Annotated in this window: 17 protein-coding genes; 1 reads left to right on the forward strand and 16 read right to left on the reverse strand. The window is 33.4% G+C overall.

What is annotated here, in order from left to right:
* Positions 1–253: 253 nt before the first annotated feature.
* Positions 254–1,075 carry a hypothetical protein gene (locus tag AWV75_RS07725; RefSeq protein WP_060873834.1) on the forward strand — a complete coding sequence of 274 codons (822 nt, stop codon included), beginning with the start codon at positions 254–256 and terminating at the stop codon, positions 1,073–1,075.
* Here AWV75_RS07725 and AWV75_RS07730 read toward each other — a convergent pair.
* From AWV75_RS07730 to AWV75_RS19130, 16 genes are all read right to left on the reverse strand, one after another.
* Positions 1,072–1,656, reverse strand: coding sequence for a MarR family transcriptional regulator (locus tag AWV75_RS07730; protein WP_060873835.1), 585 nt, complete (start codon positions 1,654–1,656; stop codon positions 1,072–1,074). The genes AWV75_RS07725 and AWV75_RS07730 overlap by 4 nt on opposite strands.
* A 3-nt stretch (positions 1,657–1,659) precedes the next feature.
* Entirely contained in the window at positions 1,660–2,487 is an 828-nt protein-coding gene (locus AWV75_RS07735; RefSeq protein WP_060873836.1) for a hypothetical protein, read from the reverse strand.
* Positions 2,487–3,176, reverse strand: a complete 690-nt coding sequence (locus AWV75_RS07740) for a hypothetical protein (RefSeq protein WP_231738054.1) — start codon at positions 3,174–3,176, stop codon at positions 2,487–2,489. The genes AWV75_RS07735 and AWV75_RS07740 overlap by 1 nt, the downstream gene beginning before the upstream one ends.
* A gap of 42 nt (positions 3,177–3,218) precedes the next feature.
* Positions 3,219–4,286, reverse strand: coding sequence for a hypothetical protein (locus tag AWV75_RS07745; RefSeq protein WP_060873838.1), 1,068 nt, complete (start codon positions 4,284–4,286; stop codon positions 3,219–3,221).
* Between the two features lie 62 nt (positions 4,287–4,348).
* Complete coding sequence (locus AWV75_RS07750; RefSeq protein WP_060873839.1) at positions 4,349–5,710, reverse strand: hypothetical protein; 1,362 nt, start codon at positions 5,708–5,710, stop codon at positions 4,349–4,351.
* Positions 5,711–5,715: 5 nt separating this feature from the next.
* Positions 5,716–6,756: a hypothetical protein gene (locus AWV75_RS07755; protein WP_060873840.1), complete on the reverse strand. Its 1,041-nt coding sequence runs from the start codon at positions 6,754–6,756 to the stop codon at positions 5,716–5,718.
* Between the two features lie 99 nt (positions 6,757–6,855).
* Complete coding sequence (locus AWV75_RS07760) at positions 6,856–9,240, reverse strand: hypothetical protein (protein WP_060873841.1); 2,385 nt, start codon at positions 9,238–9,240, stop codon at positions 6,856–6,858.
* Positions 9,227–11,470, reverse strand: a complete 2,244-nt coding sequence (locus AWV75_RS07765) for a hypothetical protein (protein ID WP_060873842.1) — start codon at positions 11,468–11,470, stop codon at positions 9,227–9,229. The genes AWV75_RS07760 and AWV75_RS07765 overlap by 14 nt, the downstream gene beginning before the upstream one ends.
* Positions 11,471–11,515: 45 nt before the next feature.
* Positions 11,516–11,866 carry a hypothetical protein gene (locus AWV75_RS07770; protein ID WP_060873843.1) on the reverse strand — a complete coding sequence of 117 codons (351 nt, stop codon included), beginning with the start codon at positions 11,864–11,866 and terminating at the stop codon, positions 11,516–11,518.
* Position 11,867: 1 nt separating this feature from the next.
* The gene (locus AWV75_RS07775) at positions 11,868–12,461 is read right to left on the reverse strand and encodes a co-chaperone GroES (RefSeq protein WP_060873844.1); all 594 of its coding nucleotides are present in this window, start codon (positions 12,459–12,461) and stop codon (positions 11,868–11,870) included.
* A gap of 85 nt (positions 12,462–12,546) precedes the next feature.
* Positions 12,547–12,990, reverse strand: coding sequence for a hypothetical protein (locus tag AWV75_RS07780; protein ID WP_060873845.1), 444 nt, complete (start codon positions 12,988–12,990; stop codon positions 12,547–12,549).
* Positions 12,990–13,544: a glycoside hydrolase family 108 protein gene (locus AWV75_RS07785; protein ID WP_060873903.1), complete on the reverse strand. Its 555-nt coding sequence runs from the start codon at positions 13,542–13,544 to the stop codon at positions 12,990–12,992. Before AWV75_RS07785 ends, AWV75_RS07780 begins: the two co-directional genes overlap by 1 nt.
* 40 nt (positions 13,545–13,584) lie before the next feature.
* Positions 13,585–14,112: a hypothetical protein gene (locus tag AWV75_RS07790; RefSeq protein WP_060873846.1), complete on the reverse strand. Its 528-nt coding sequence runs from the start codon at positions 14,110–14,112 to the stop codon at positions 13,585–13,587.
* Positions 14,112–14,417, reverse strand: coding sequence for a hypothetical protein (locus AWV75_RS07795; RefSeq protein ID WP_060873847.1), 306 nt, complete (start codon positions 14,415–14,417; stop codon positions 14,112–14,114). Before AWV75_RS07795 ends, AWV75_RS07790 begins: the two co-directional genes overlap by 1 nt.
* 11 nt (positions 14,418–14,428) lie before the next feature.
* Positions 14,429–15,316: a hypothetical protein gene (locus AWV75_RS07800; RefSeq protein WP_231738056.1), complete on the reverse strand. Its 888-nt coding sequence runs from the start codon at positions 15,314–15,316 to the stop codon at positions 14,429–14,431.
* Positions 15,317–15,318: 2 nt separating this feature from the next.
* Positions 15,319–16,113: a hypothetical protein gene (locus AWV75_RS19130; protein WP_231738058.1), complete on the reverse strand. Its 795-nt coding sequence runs from the start codon at positions 16,111–16,113 to the stop codon at positions 15,319–15,321.
* Between the last annotated feature and the right edge of the window lie 7 nt (positions 16,114–16,120).

Genomic DNA, 16,120 nt, shown 5'->3' on the forward strand with positions numbered 1-16,120 from the left:
TATATCAACTCTTTTTTAGATTAAGTTATCAAATTTTGTTAATAACTTTTACACTATTGAGTCTGTATGGGTTTATCTTGATTTTGTAAATCTGAAACATTCACTTTGCAAATATAAATAGAATTTCAATACGGTCATTTTTCACAAAATACCATTGTAAAATTATCTATCAGTTCGATTTACTTTTTCCCGAAACTTTAACTTTTCAAATAATTATATTACGTTTGGTGATTATTTTTATCACCTGTTAATTATGAAAGATTTTCTCGGATCAATATTTAAAACAACTGAAGAAAGGCTCAAAAATCCGTTTGTTGGGTCTTTTATTATATCCTTTATCGCATTCAATTGGAAACCTATACTAATAGTTATATTCTCAAACATTCCAATTGAAGATAGGGTTTCTTATGTTTCTAATAATTATTCAGACGTTGCTTATTTGTTAGTGCTCCCTTTGCTTCTTTCTTTATTTTATGTTCTTTTTTTACCAAAAATAATGTGTTGGATAGATGAGAATACATTTGAGTCATTTAAGAAAAGAAATGAACACTTATATCATTCAAAAACTGTTGATATAGAAGGACAAATCACTATTGCTGATAAAGAAATAGAACTAGAAGATAAAAGAGCAAATTATAAAGAAAAATCTGATTTAAATAATCAAATTAAGCAATTGAAAAATGAAATAGATATCTATAAGGCTGATATTGATGATTTGACAAATAAATTGAATGATTCAACAATTAAAAACAATGATTTAAATAGTCTTTTTAATGCCCGAGAAAAAGAAATTAAAGTTTTTCTTGATAAGAAATTAATTGAAAATGATTATTTACAGGAATATCTAAACACTCCCTCTTCAACATTAAAAGAGTTTAGTGAAAATTTTTATGACATCAATTATATGACTAATAATAGAGAAAGCAAACTATTACTAGACAGGTTTATTTCTCTTAACTTAATACGAAAACTAAGACCAGAAGAGCTAGGTTTAGATAAATCAGAGAAATTCACATTAACTGATAAAGGGTGGTTTTTTGCAAGAAATAAATTTGAAGATGAACTTAAATATTAAGTATTATTAACTCTAGCCCAAAGCAATTTCACTGTTTTGGGCTTTTCTTTTTTATTTAGCTTTTCAATGATTTCAGCTTTAATCAAATCGCTTTTAGAGGCTTCTTTTGAGTTATAAAGTTCAGTAGGTATATCTATCTCCCCAGCTAACATTTCGTGCATTTCTTGGCAAATTTGACGTGCTTTCGCAGTCATGGCATAAATATGCTCGTTTTTGTTTTTGCCTTTAGCTGCACGCGATACATATCCCATTCGGATAAGGCTATCGATGTTCTTGTAGGTATATCGTATCTGAGCGATTTCTTTTAGATCGCCAGTCATGAAATAGTTTTTAGGAACCAGGTATAAAATGGTTTCTAATAGAGTAACACTGATATCGTACTTTCTTTGTAAGGCATGTCGGACGTAACCAAAGTTCTCGAGTAAGTCATAACCTTTGTAAATCCTCGCGTACTGTAACCTGGTATATACTTCCTTTTCTTGTCCTTTGTGAAAGGCCTCTACAATTTTTGTTTTATCATTCTCCATTCGTTTTTTAGCCAATGGAGGAAGTTTGAACATCAAATCTAATCGTTTGCTCATAGTTTAGAAGTGTCGAATTATTTCGTACAGTTTTATGTTTAGTCGGTCTAGCTTAGCTTTGTGAAGTGTTGTTTTGTACCTCAACAAGGCGCGTTGTTTTTCATTGGCAGGAACGTTTCTTCTTTTTTCAATACAGGCATAGTAAATCCAATTCTCAAGAGTTTCTTTTAAGTCCTTGTGAATGGTTATTTCCTCCTCGTTTAGTTCCGCTTGCAAACCGTCTGAGATATACTCGATAACTACTTCCTTATCCATTAAATCGGAACTGAATAGTATATTTCCTTTTCGATCGTCGATTACAAACTCACCATATTTTGAAACCTTACTTGTATCTAGGTATTTACCTTGACCACAACTGCCCAAATCAGAAACTTTATATCGCTTATGTGGATGCACATAGGCATTGGAAGAATCGGAAGTCAAAATCATTCCGTTGTTATCAAACAACAAATCTCCTTTATGGTCTTGCAAATATCCGATTGCTGTATTTATGTTTCGGTTTTCATTTAGAGGCTGAAGAACAAATCCGTTTGTAATTGGATCTCGTGTAACTAAGGAGATACGAACCCAATTCACATAATCCTTTGGAACTACAACAACCAAGTTGTCGGGTACCGTAATTTCAAAAGCTAGAATATCATTAGCTGCTTCTTGATTTAGATTTCTGATTCCCTCTTTTGCGTATTGAATAAATCTAAAACGCGGAGTGTTCTTTAAATAACTATCATCATCTAATGATTCTGTTACCATATCGTTGATCACTTTACTTAAAGCCACATACTGATATGCTCCATGACCATCTTTATTGTCTATGTATTCTAAATCTGTCATTAGCTTTGCATTTCTTGGTTGAACTCAATGTTTTGTTGCTGGGCCATTATTTGCTGTAAATCTTGTTCTTTCAAGTTTATTCCTACTTTTTGAAGTGTTTTTATAATTACGTTTGACACCTCGCTTTGGTGGATATCCAAATCTTGGAAGTCGGAAGCATCCGGATTAAACACTTCTGTGTCATTCACTACAAAAAATGTCCAATTAGGAACTTTAGGTTTTCTCAAATAACTGAGGGTTGCTTCATTATAACCGTTCGGGTATATAACAATGGTAGTAGCATCACTTTTATACCCTATTGGGTATGTTCTGTTCGCTGTATTTTTAACTATTTGGAACTCTCTAAGGCTTTTTAATAACTCTACTTCTACCTCATCAACAAATACATTATCAAGATATCTAACATCGTTAGGAAGCGATATTTTGCCACTAGACACACTTACTTCTTCTGACTTTAAGAAGTGGTTTATTTTATCCCTAATCAAATCGGGAATATTCTCTAAGCCGTTTCCAACTAAACCTTTGTTTTGACGATTGAGCATTCGGTTTAGTTCATAGAAATAGGATTCGTATATCTCTTCAACTGTTGTGTTGATCAATAGTCTAATATCAGATGGTTTTACATTTCCACGGACTTCTGAATTCGCGATAGTTAAAACAGTTCGGTAAACTAAATCAATTAAATACATAGTAAATAGAGTTAAAAAAAGCACCCTTTCGAGTGCTTTCTATTATTCGCTTAATTTTCTTAAAATCCACTCAAGGTCGTTTTTTACATTCGGACCAGGTTCTTTTCTAAACTTCTCAATATACTTTGCTGTAGCTTCTTCCAAAGTCATTTCTACTTTATTAGTAGCTTCTGCTTGAGTAGATGGAGTGTTTATTTCATGAACACTTCCTTTGTTAGCAGCTTCTAATTGAGCTTTCAACTGTGCGATTTCATCGTCTTTAGCTTGAAGTTTACTTGCAGATTCTGTTTCTAATTCAGCTAGTTTTGCATCTTTAGCTTGAAGTTCTTTTTCTGAAACTGAGTTAACTGGGGTTTGTTCTTCTTGCTGAGTACCAATGCCTAGTTTTTGAGAAATAATCTGTAACATGTTGTAACTTTGCTCATTGTTTTGAGAAAGCAATCTTGCTAACTTCTCTACTCCAATTTCACCAGTACCTAATGTTAAGATTAGGTTTTCTGTATCAGACCAAACTACAGCAGTATGACCAAGGTTTGTTTTTACGATCTTATCAATAAATGCTTTCGCAGCTATAAATTGAGACTCATAATCCATTCCTTCGATTTTAGAAATAACTTGTGTAGGATTGCTGAAGGCTAATTCTTTTAACTTAGCCATAGCTACAGTAGGTAAATAATGCATCGCATCTACGCCTAACACAACGACGCCTTTAGCTCTTACTTCTAAATCATTTGCTGACTCAATCAGTTTTAAAGCTTTCTCAATGTTGTTGTACTTAGATAAAGCCCTCTCACTTTCAATTTCTTCACTGAAGATTTCAAACTTTTTACCATAATGCGGATGTAACTTTAATAGGGTAATTAAGTTAACATCTGTATTAGGAACAGTTAATTCAGTTTTGTTTGTTGAAGGATTGAATTCAAAAGCAGGAATCAATTGTGGTTTTAAATCTTTGTTCTTGATATCCTCAACAAAAATAGAATCTTGTCCAGGATAGTATGCAGCAAATTTTAATCCAACTCCTTTTTTTTCAATCATTAAGCCATTTTGCTTAACACTCCAACTTGTAGGACTTCCTTTTAATAAAACGAATGTTGTTGTATTTGACATGTTTTTATTTTTTACAGTTAAAAAAATAAGTAGGGAGACTAACTCCCTACCTCTATTTTATATTACAGATAGAAACTATCTGATTTTCTTCCCACAAAGAAGTTATTTGCTGCGGCAATATCTACAGTTCCTTCAGTCAAATAAGTAACGAAAGATTTATCATCTTCTACTTGTTGACCAAATTTACCAAAGAACTTAACCTCTTTTTCTCTGTTTACTAATTCGTTCTTACGATAACGTAATTCTAAATAAGGTTTAGAAATTGTATTCCCATTTTCAGTTACATGAGTATTTCCAGAAGGCACACCAACGTAAGCAAAAGATGTTTTGTCAAATTTTGATGCCCCTAATAATGTTGGATCATCTGGTATAGCCCAAGAAACAAAATGGAACTGAACACCATCAATGAAAATAGACACAAAATCTAAGTTCAAAGCCATCTCTTTGCTATTGTTAAATGCTCCATAATGAGACCCATTTACAAATGATGCATTAATCCCCGAAGCTAATTCTCGAATCTTGGCCATTTGTTCATGTCCCATCCATAAAGTAAGCTCACGACAAGTACCTTGTTGCTTTAAACGTAAAGCCATGTTTGATAAGTCAGATAATGTTGATATGAAGTCATTAGACACATTACCTCTTGCTTCAATAAGAGGAATAACTCCATTCATACCTTGAGCAAATCCAGCTTTAGTTGAATCTGCATCATCAGCTGCTCTTTCATGAGTTAAGAATGTTAATTCATTCTTATTGTCGTACAAAGTATTTGTACGTTCCATTTCAAGATTAAACCAACGAGGGCCTTCTGGTGTATTTATCCACGTTTTATGAGCCAAATCTGAATCAGCAATACCATAATATTCTTTAAAAATATGAGTATGGTTTGTGTAAATTGTGGGTTTCCAATGTTTTCCTTCTTTAAATCCTTTATCTCCCTTTAAGAAACGAGATGAAAAATCAGCATTTACTGTAACAGCAACAGTAGGAAAATCCCCCACAGCATCATTCAATCCGATAAATTTCGTTTTAGAAATAATCTGAGAAACAATTGCTTGATACTCATTTTCTCCATCAGAAATCTTCACTACATCATTAACTCGTAAATTGTGAGGTTTAGGGCAAGTAAACTCATTGTTTACAATCGTTACACCTGCAATGGAATTGTGTAAACGATTCATTTCAGCATGCTGAATCGTATCTGATTCATATCCACGTCCTGTTTTTCCTGCAGTAGCACGTAAAAAACCTAATATTGATCCTTTACCATTCGCGTAAACAAGATCAGGAATTAACTCAGGTTGATAATGCATCGCATAATCATACAAATTGATGAAGTTATATGGAGTAGCCACCAACTCATTATTTGTGTTTTCATTAATAGACAACCCTGATAAGTTATTTTCTTTTAATTCAAAAGCCATAGTTATTATCTATTTTGATTAAATACTTCTTTAATAGTCATTGTTTTAGGCTTTTCTTTACTTGACAAAGTATTTGATTGAGTTTGGTAGTTAACGTTACCACGTTGTTTCATTACTTCTTCAATTGCTTCGGCTCTCGCTTTATGCATTAAAGACGAAATTGCAGTCTCTCTGTTTTTAGGATTCAACCAAAAAACATCTTCAGCGAATTGCTTGTGGTTAAAGCCTTGTTCGCTTTCATAGGTGTCTTGAACATACTTTCCTAAATCAGAAACTATTGACACAGCACTGCTCCTGTCGTTATCTGAATAGTTATAGTCATAGTTCAATTCTTTTTGCTCTCCATTATCGTCAACCATAACTTTAAATGAAGTTGCTGTAACACTGTTCACAGCTTCTTGTACCATTTGGTTATGTTTGACTTTGTTTTGTTGAGCAATTTCAAAATCAGATTTTTTCATATACGTACCATTGGCCAATGCTACATATTCATCTTGATTTGTATTTTGGTTCTGAGGAACTTCTTGTTTAGGGATTGGTTGTCTGTATTTTGACTGTTCTTCTAAGCGGGCATCTTTTATAGACTTTCCATATTTTGACAACTCAATTAAGTCATTGGTAGTTAGGTTGTCCATGTCATCAATGCCTAATTTGTCTTGTAGGTAACCATTGATCTGATCGTTAGATAGTTTCATCCCAGCTTCTTTTAGAACTTGCGCTCTTGCGAATTCAATAGGAGGAACATCATCTAGATTAGTACGTAAAGATTCAAACTCTTTACGGCCTCTCCCCGTTTCTTTTTTGTATTGAAAAAAAGCTTTGTCCTCATCATCCATTAAATCCTCATATGGATTCACTTCTTTTGTTTCAATCACCTTTTCAGGTTCTTTAAACAAGTCATCAAGTGAGGAAACCTCTCTACCTTGTTCTTTAAAGTAATTCAACACAGCTGTTTCATCAACTGTATTTACTACTGGTGTTTCTTGTTCAGCAGGTGGATTCCCATTTACATCTGGTAAGTCATTAGTATTATTTCCTTCGTTCATAGCAATTTTGTTAATAGATTAAAACTATCAAGTAGTTCAAAGATAATAAATAAAACTTATTTTACATGTAATTTATATAAAATATTACATGTAAAAATATTATTCAAGCCAACTACTTTCCTCAAAATCAATTGGTGCTAAATTATTATGTCGTTGAGTAATCATTTTTGACTGTTGAGAAGCTTGTATTTTGGTTCGTTCATCTTTCTTGGATTCCTTATAAGCTTCCAAATTTTCTTTGCCTTTAGCAGCAATCTGTGCTAAATACACATCTTGTTGAAACTTCTCGTCTTCTTTTGGTTTGTTAACCTCATTCATCGCTTGCTGTTTCATCACTTCGATTTGTGCCATTTCAGAAGCGAATTGCAAATCAATTTGTTTCTTATATTGGTAAGCTTCTGTATCAGCTTGAACTTTAGCCTGTGCAGCCATTGCGTCATTTTGAGATTTAACTTGAAGTATTCTCTCATTTTCATCTGCTCTTATCTGCATGTTCTTTCTACGGCGATACGCTAGATATTGTTTAGCAAGTTTTGGATTAGTTTTAAAGATGTTCATTGCTTCGGACTTTTCTTCAACTGAAATAGAACCTTCTTGTAAAGCAATATTCATATCTTCTCTAAACTCTTGCATCGCTTCCATTGCAGGTACAATATTGAACGTGAATCCAAACTCGTGAAGATGTCTATTCTTTAAAACAGATAGATGATCATTGAAGTGTTTTGAAATTACATTGTCGTACAATTTTCTAATATGAGAAGCTTCTGAATAATTATAGATAGATTGAATGCGTGTAGAAATCAATTCGCTTAATTTCAATCGGAATCTTACCCAGGTATCAACGATATCCTTTGTAGCACGGTTACCCGCTAATCGGTTCATTTCAGAAACTCCAACTAGTGCATTTGAACCTATAGAGCCATCTACAGCTGGGTTAATACCTGTGTTTTCTCGTATTAAATTGTAGTCAGTTGCCCAACTGTTCAATAAAGTAGTTATTTGATTTCCTTGTCCAGCAGGTTTTACATTTACTGCTCCAGCATCTTTGATTCCATCTTCACCAAGATTGATTCTTTTTTTAAGTACAATACTTTTAGTTTCGAATAAATCAAATGCTTCTTGCCAAGCTGCTCTTTTAGTTCCTCCTTCACTTGGTAATTCTGCTAATGAATCTAAATCTATTTCAATTACATCGGATCTCAATTCATTCAATAACTGTTTAATCTTTAAGGCAGTTAGTTGCATGTTATCTGCGATAACTTCTATTTCATCAGTAAATGAATATAGTTTATTGTTATAGATATCAAGCGCATGTGTTAGGAATGGTGACATGGCTTTGTTCATCACATCGTCATATAGATTTTCGCATTCTTTCCAATCATATAAATAATCAGTACCTATTACATAGTTGCCTTCAAACCAAGTATCAAACGTTTTTTCTAAAGTTCCTGTATCAATTCTATTAGGGGCTTCAAAATCATCATTTCGCTTAGATAGCTTATATACCTTACCTTGACGAATATTTTGTTTGTACTTGAGTGTTTTAACTGTTTTCCAAGCGAATCGAAGCACATCAACCTTATGACCTTGTAGTTTGTCATAGTTTTCTGCAGGAGTCAATCCTGTATTCCAATTATAACCATATCCTTTGGCTACATCTCTAGCTTTTTCTAAACTAAGTCCGCTCTCTCTAATCAAATCAGAAATAGTAATCGTATCAACAACCCCTTCGTAGAACTTGTCATCGAAATTATTTTTCTTGACAAAAGAGTGCACATAGTTTTCAGGGTCCACATAAGCTAATTTTACTCCATCGCTTTTGTCGGTATAAACACGAGTAATCATGATACCACAGTTGACTAAATCTGCACGAAGTTGGGCATCAAGTTCTAGCCAATCATTTGTTTTAAGAATCCAATCGATTAGTAGCTCTTCAGCAATTTCAATTTTTGGTCTGTCTTTTATTGCAACAAATAATTCAAGTTCTTCTTCGTCTTCAGGTACAAATGAATTAGGCATTAAATCGATTCCTAATTCTTTTTTTGCTTTGTTTAATAGACTAAAGCTTGTCATATACTTTCGATACTCATTCATCTTCTCTTCATTCATTTTAACCGTTATCTTATCGGTTGAACGAATATCAAGAGAATAGTTTTCTGGCGACATACCATTAATCACGATGTTACAAAACTTTCGAGCGATATTGATATATCGGAAGTCAATGTTTAGATACTTTAAGCTGTTTTTATTGCTCGCTAAAAGCTTTTTGAATTGATTAACGTCTTTCTCCCCACGAACAAACTTTCGTTTATTTACAATGGACTCTCGTCGAGTATTGAAAGCACAATTACCACTTCCTATAATTCCACCTGCAAACCATTGGCTAGAAATGAATCTTGCCACGTTAAGTCCGTACTCTTTTTCTTTCTTCTGTTCAAATGGAACAAAAGGATCTATTGGTTTTAAATTGTTATCTTGTTTCATATGCTTTGGAAATGTAACCTGAGTTATCGTATGTAGTGAATGGATTTATATCTAGTGGTTTTTCGGGTTCTTCTAGTTGAACTTTTACTCTACTTTGATTCGCAATTAATGCAAGTGAGGAAGAAATGTAAGCATCATATTTAGTTCTATTATTTGGGTCAACATCTTTCCATTGTATTAAAGTCCTAGTAAAAGGCATGTTTCCCATTTCTCCAATTGGTCTGTTTGAACTATCCCTTGCTACTCCAATATGATCTTCAATGAAAGCCTCGACAGCATAAAATTGTTGGTCTCCAATTTTACTATCTTGAGGAGGCACACCGCCATATTCTTTTTCAGTAGGACTTAACTCTGACCACTTCTTAAAAGGATTATTTAAAACGAAATGTCTATATCCTCTATCTTTTACATATTGCAAAAACTTTTCATTTGAAAGCTCTGGTAGAAATGGCATTGAGTAATAAACGTGAACCATAATTACATCTTCAAAGAAGTAATCTACTTTCTTTGCTCTATCAATGTATTCAACTATAATTTTTTCATTTGGAAAATAAGCATTGTATTTTGTAGCAATATGTATAGAACCTTGAGAGCCTCGCCCATCTACTGTTTTACTTCTATTGTAAGGATCGACTCCTCCTGCTCCAATATGAGTATTTTTAGGAGCCCAAGCCATAACCCCATGAAACATTCTCTTCTCTTTTAAGTTTCGTATTTCTTTCGGAGGATGACAACCTTTTCTAATCCAAAATCTTCCACTTACAGGATCTGGTTTCCAAATAACTTCTGTATCTTGTATTCCGTCCTTCCAAATTAAATTACCTCTTTCAACATCATCATTAACGTAGGTATTCGCATCTTCATCAAGCTCATCTGAATTATGCTCAATTTGTTCAGTTAGATGAACTAAATTAAAAGCACAATCATCACTTTCGTCACGGAAAGCATCTGAAGGAGAGTCTGGAAATTGACGTTTAAATTCATATTCTTTTTCGGGATCATCTTTTAAAGCTTCTATTTCTTGTTTCAAGAATGTATCTGCACCAATTGAAACCTTTTTCCCAAGGTCATTTGTAATTGGCTCTTTCGGGTCCTCAACAATACTAAATCCGTATTCATCAAAGAAACCTTCTAAACAATATTTAGCAGCAATAAATATTCGATATAATCCTGATTTTGTTTGACCGTTTTTGTTTCGGTTTTCTACATTACTATCATCCCAAATTTTCTTGAATCCTGCACCTCCTTTTTTCATTGCGTTTACAGTTGAAACAACCATCGACTTTCCAACGATATTACTACCCAATCTATGGGCAGTTTTTACAATTTGCCAATACTCATCAAATGGAACTTCTTTAGGGTATTTTCCTGATTCATCTAAAAGGGAGCGGAATATTTCCTCACCATCCATCGCATTCATTTCAGTATTATGCCAGGAGATAGAAGTATCTAAACCTTGACCTTCTTCCACTGTTTCGCCTTGCTTACGTTTCTTAGTTTGCTCAGTGAATACAAGTTCGGTCTTAGGAGTATTGGTACCGTCTGTTTCGGGTTTAAAGAAAGGAGGGTAACGTTTAAAGGCACGTACTAAGCGATTGAAAATCTTTTTAGCGTCATTACCTTTCTTGGAGATCATCCCAAGTATTTTGTTTTCGTGGATAGAACCACTTTCAAGCATTTCATTATTACCAAGTGCGGATGCTCCAAAACGTCTATTCTTAACGTACTGCATTCCATAACAGCGTTCATCGGCTTTACAAGCCTCCCAAAACACCATTAATTCATTTTGGATAATACGAAGCTTAGGATAATCAGAACCTTCGCGAAACCATTGCAGAAAATGCCAGTAAGTACCAGTCATGTAAACTGGATTGCCATTTAAGTAAATCCAAATCCCTTCATCACGGTACTTGAATTGTCGTTCTACAAATTCAGTAAACTTTGCATCCCAACAATTTTCAGCATTCATTCCTTTGGGTAATTCTTCTCGTACCCATTTTTGAAGCTTTTGAGGTTTGTCAAAATTGATTATTTCTTTTTTATCAGGTATTTGAGGTAACCCGATTGGTATGCCATAAACATCAAATATTTCGCCAAGAGTACCATCTTTTGAAATAATTACAACATCTATAATAGCGTTATAACCATACTCCCAAGATTTTGTTTTATTCTTGGCAATACGGAGTTTTTCATCAACTCTATCTTCAATCTTAGTACCTAAGTAATACATTCCTATTTAAGCTTTTAAACTTCAATAGGCTTTTTGTTTTGACAATTATTTTTTGGTGTGCCTTTTTAATGGGTTTTTATTGGCTGGTGTTGATTTAGATTCTTCTTCATTTTCTACAACATCCCAAAATGTAGGATCATTAAGTTCTCTTTCTAATTCATTAATCTTTCCAAGTATCCCATCTGCTCTGTCCAAAGCAGCATCTCGCACACCTAAGAAAGAATACAATTGTTGTTCTGCTGTTTTTAGTATATCTCCATCTTTATCTGTAATATCAGTGAAAGTAGGAAGTGGTTTAGACACAGCATTAAAAGTATCATCTACTAACTTTTGATATTTCTCAATAAGCGTCGGAATCTCATTTTTTCGCTTCTCTTGTAATTTTCCGTTACTCATACTATCCAACTTTAGCTAAACAATCTTTTGTTCTAATCCAAGTATATTCTTTACCATCGATATACACATCAACTCCGTAGTAGTCGTTATAACGTATGGTGTCACCTTTACTTACTTCATCTCTAAGCAAATCATCATTTGGAATTTCGACAATAGCTATTCCTTTTAATGCTTTAGGTTTTGAAATTTCAGTAATTATTAAACCGGATTTCTTTTCTTCTCCAGAATCCATCACTTTAGAAACGATTACATTTTCATTAAAACCTTTCCATTCGCTATTTTCATCCTTTCGGATAGCAAGTATCATGTTTGCTTGAACTTTAAAGAATCCTTTGTGTCCTGATATTTCATTGTTAACTCCTTTTCCATGGTCATAAAGGTTTTGAAAATAAATTGTTGGATCAATAAAAGCTTGATATCCTACAATGTCCTCGCCCTCATAGTTTAATGGCATTGCTTTAATTTCTACTTCTCTTTGAGCCAATCGTTTTTGTAGGAATCGGTTATCTCCAAAAAGTTCTAATCCACTTTCTGTTTTGAAAGTTTCATTAAAGACAATGTCTGTATAAACAATAAAGTCATGTATTGATTTCATAGATAAAAACTATTACGAGTTAATTCAAAGATAGAAAAATTCTATGTAAATTTTATACAAATTACACACAAAACAATAAAACCGATTATTTTAATAATCGGCTTAGTTTTTTCAAGGGTTTTCTAAATATGTAAATAAGAAATACTATTAGAATTAAAGGCAGAATAATCCCCCACCAATTGAACTGCTTTCGGTCAGTTATTTTATCTTTTGTTGTGCTCTTATCCTTGGTGCTTTCTTGAATATCCTCTTCTTTTTTATTTTCTTTTTCAACACTTTCTTCTTTTCCTTTTTCCTTTTCTTCGGAACTCGGATTATAGATTGTTCGTTTACCATCTTTTTCAACTATAGAATCGGCTTTAAAAATTCTTGAAGTCTCGTATATTTTAATCTTACTTCTTTCAATTTCAAGCTCTTTTATTTTTACACTAAGATTGGTTTCGATATCATTGATTCTCTTTTGTAATTCTACTTTACGCGAACCGCAGTTCATTAAAAGAATTGAGAGTAGGATGATTGAATACTTCATTAGGCTTTAAATTTAAAGTCATTTAATCGATTCATCCATCCATTAATAAATCGTTTTTGAGTAGGATTGTTTTTTACAATATCATTTAAAAACTTTACTCGTGCATCAAATACTTTTTTGAAAAATTCTGCTTGGTTAACAGCATTCAAAGCATTAATTGTTTTTGGACCAACAATACCATCCTGGGTAACCCCTAAAATTCTTTGAGGAATAATGATTCCCCACTTGCCAGATCCCCAATACCAGTCAACAAGAATATTAGCTACTGATTGATTTTTTATTTCATTAGCACGCCATTTGTCCCAGTATCGGCGGAGCACGTATTTAAAATCGGATTGATTTAATAATTTTATGTCTTCAGCATCAATCTTACCATCATTGTTTTTATCATAGCCATAGTGTCGCCATGTTTCGAGAGTAATTCCCATATTAGTGGCCCCTCCTTTATCTATTGGATCATTTACAAACCCACCTTCCCATTTAGCAATTATGGGACCGAGTAATTCTATTTCTGCATCTAAAGCGAAATTTTCGAATGTAGTATAAGTTGCCATTTCAATTCGATTAAAAGTGAAAGGCTTTTTGTTTTGACAATTATTCTTCTTTATTCTTACTATCAAAGAAGGCTTTTAAATCGCCATTCTTTTCAAAATCATAAAGCTTTTTCATTATAAATTCAGGTGGATACTTTCCATTGCTCATAATGTATACATTCTTAAAAACTTTGGATGTTGGGTAAAGTAGAGTAGTAATTTGAATGGTTATTTTAAATAGTTCTCCTACAATATTATTTCCTGCGGTATATCTCAACATTTCAAGCATAATATAAACAACAGAAACAGTTAATATCATTATCCCATTTCTAGCAAAGAAACCTCCCCAACTAAAGCTTTTATTCTTAACATGGAATGCAATACCAACCCCCATATTTATAAACAATGCAATACACATAAACTGCCCGAATTGCTTATTTTCTGAAAACCACCAACCAACTATATCCACTAAAAATGCAATCGGAGCTAATCTGTATAAAATAGATAAGTAGTAATCTATCCTATCTGGCCACTTAACACACGGTTCTGACAATAATGTTATTCTAGTAAGGATTTGTTGTATGTTCATTACTCCATGTTTTTAAATTCCCCAGTCATCTGATTGATATTTACTCTACCGTATGTTTGCGTAAACTCGTTTATGAGCTTTTGCCTTTCAAAAAGAACTTCTGAATTGGAGCCATCTAAAACGTTTTTTGCTTGTTTCAGTTCAAACTCACGTTGATATAATTCTGCGGCTTGTTGGTTGATTTGTTCTAACTTCTGATTAGATTCTTGCAATTTTGCCAAATGTAACGGAGAGATTTTGTTTACTGTTTCTTCAACTTTATCCTCTACTGATGTTTTTGTTTGTGTTTGTTTTTCTTTGTTCATTTTTTCTATTTTTAAATTAAAGGTTCTTTTCTGAAAATTCCTGACCTAGCTTCACCAATGTATATCTGAAGAATAGGCAAATCATTTACGTTTAATAGATTTCTATCTATCGTTATTTTGTTTTGGCGGAAAGCTTCAAAAGACAGCTTCTGTCCAGGTTGTATTAAGTTTTCGAAGTATCGAATACAGTTAATTCCTGATATTGCTTCGATATATATTTTAGCGGGATATTCTCCATTTAAGAACGTATTGAAGAAGTCAATTACTTCTTGGCTATTGGTTGTCAATGTTGAGTTGTTGACACTATAATTTAACGCCTCTGAAATATCCCTATGATTGATATATTGAGTTCGCTCTAAATTAAAAATATTCAATTGAGCAAGGACATTAAAATTCAAAACTATATGCCCTATAGAACCATAATCTGTCGCTTCTGCATACATATAATAGAATCGCTGTCTTGTATCTTCTGTAAATCTCACTCCATCATCTGACCATAAGAAGTCAACATGTCCTACGCGCGTTTCATATTGTCCAGCTCCACCACCATAACTAAAACCAATTTGATTATTTTCGAGATTATCTTTTTTTATGATATCGCCAACAATCAAATCTCGGTGAGGGTGACTTGCATAATCGCTACTTCTTACATTCATATTAGATATTTCAGCAATTTTTAAAGCTTTGAAATCTCTTCCTTGATTTGGCTTATATGGTGGAAAAGTGTCTGTTGTTACATCAAATAATGTTAGATTGTAACCTTTCGCTGTATCATTTACAATACTATCTAATTGGTTATCGTGTGTAATATCCTTGTCCGTCCAAGTGATTACGTTGCTTCCTGTTCTTATACTTGAACTTGATGTATCTCTTACTGCTATTAATCTTAATTCTGCCATAATTACAATCCGCTATATTGACCACTTCCGATGTCAGCAACATCGAATGTGATGATTGTTGTAACCCCTTCTGCTGTACCTGGAGGATAAAAAGCTTTCATCTCTCCCGATTCTAAATTAGCTGCCATAAATTCATCTCCATTATTAATACGAACTCCATTAAAAGTTATGATAGCAGTTCCTTGTATAACACGCGCAATTACTTTTAAAGGCGCGTCATTTTCAGGATCTCCATAAGGAGGTGTAGTATCAAACGTGAACGCATTTATATTGATAGGTACTAACACCCCAATCGGACAGTCTATGGTGTTATTTCCGATAGAATTTGGCGGTTGATTGACTCCTGATACAACATCAATAAATAACTTAGCAGATTCATTGATGTAATCTGAAATTGCACTACTACCCGAATCGAAAGCGGATGCCGTGTATTCCACATAGTCACTCCCTATTGTATTTCCTTTTACTTTAAAAAGGCTCCCGTCTAAATTAGATTTGCTTATTTCTCCATTTTGTACAGTGTTATTCACATAACGTAATACTTGACCATTATTGGTCAAAGTGGCAATTGTAGCAGTTCCTGAAGGGCGCAAAATATTCTCTACATTTATTCCTGGTGCAAGTACTTTTATCCCAGCAATTGGCCTTCCAAATTCATGTAGATAACTAGGGGTTGAGTTAGTTAATTCTGCCCTCGTGATATTTACTGTTTGCCCAACAACAACTCTCACTCGTACATCTCCGATTCTTTCAGGAGGAAGGTTATTGTTGGTCGCTATTATCTTTAGTTCTGACATATTTTAT

It is taken from the genome of Myroides odoratus, assembly GCF_001549985.1.
In the GTDB taxonomy this organism is placed as follows: Bacteria; Bacteroidota; Bacteroidia; order Flavobacteriales; family Flavobacteriaceae; genus Flavobacterium; species Flavobacterium odoratum_A.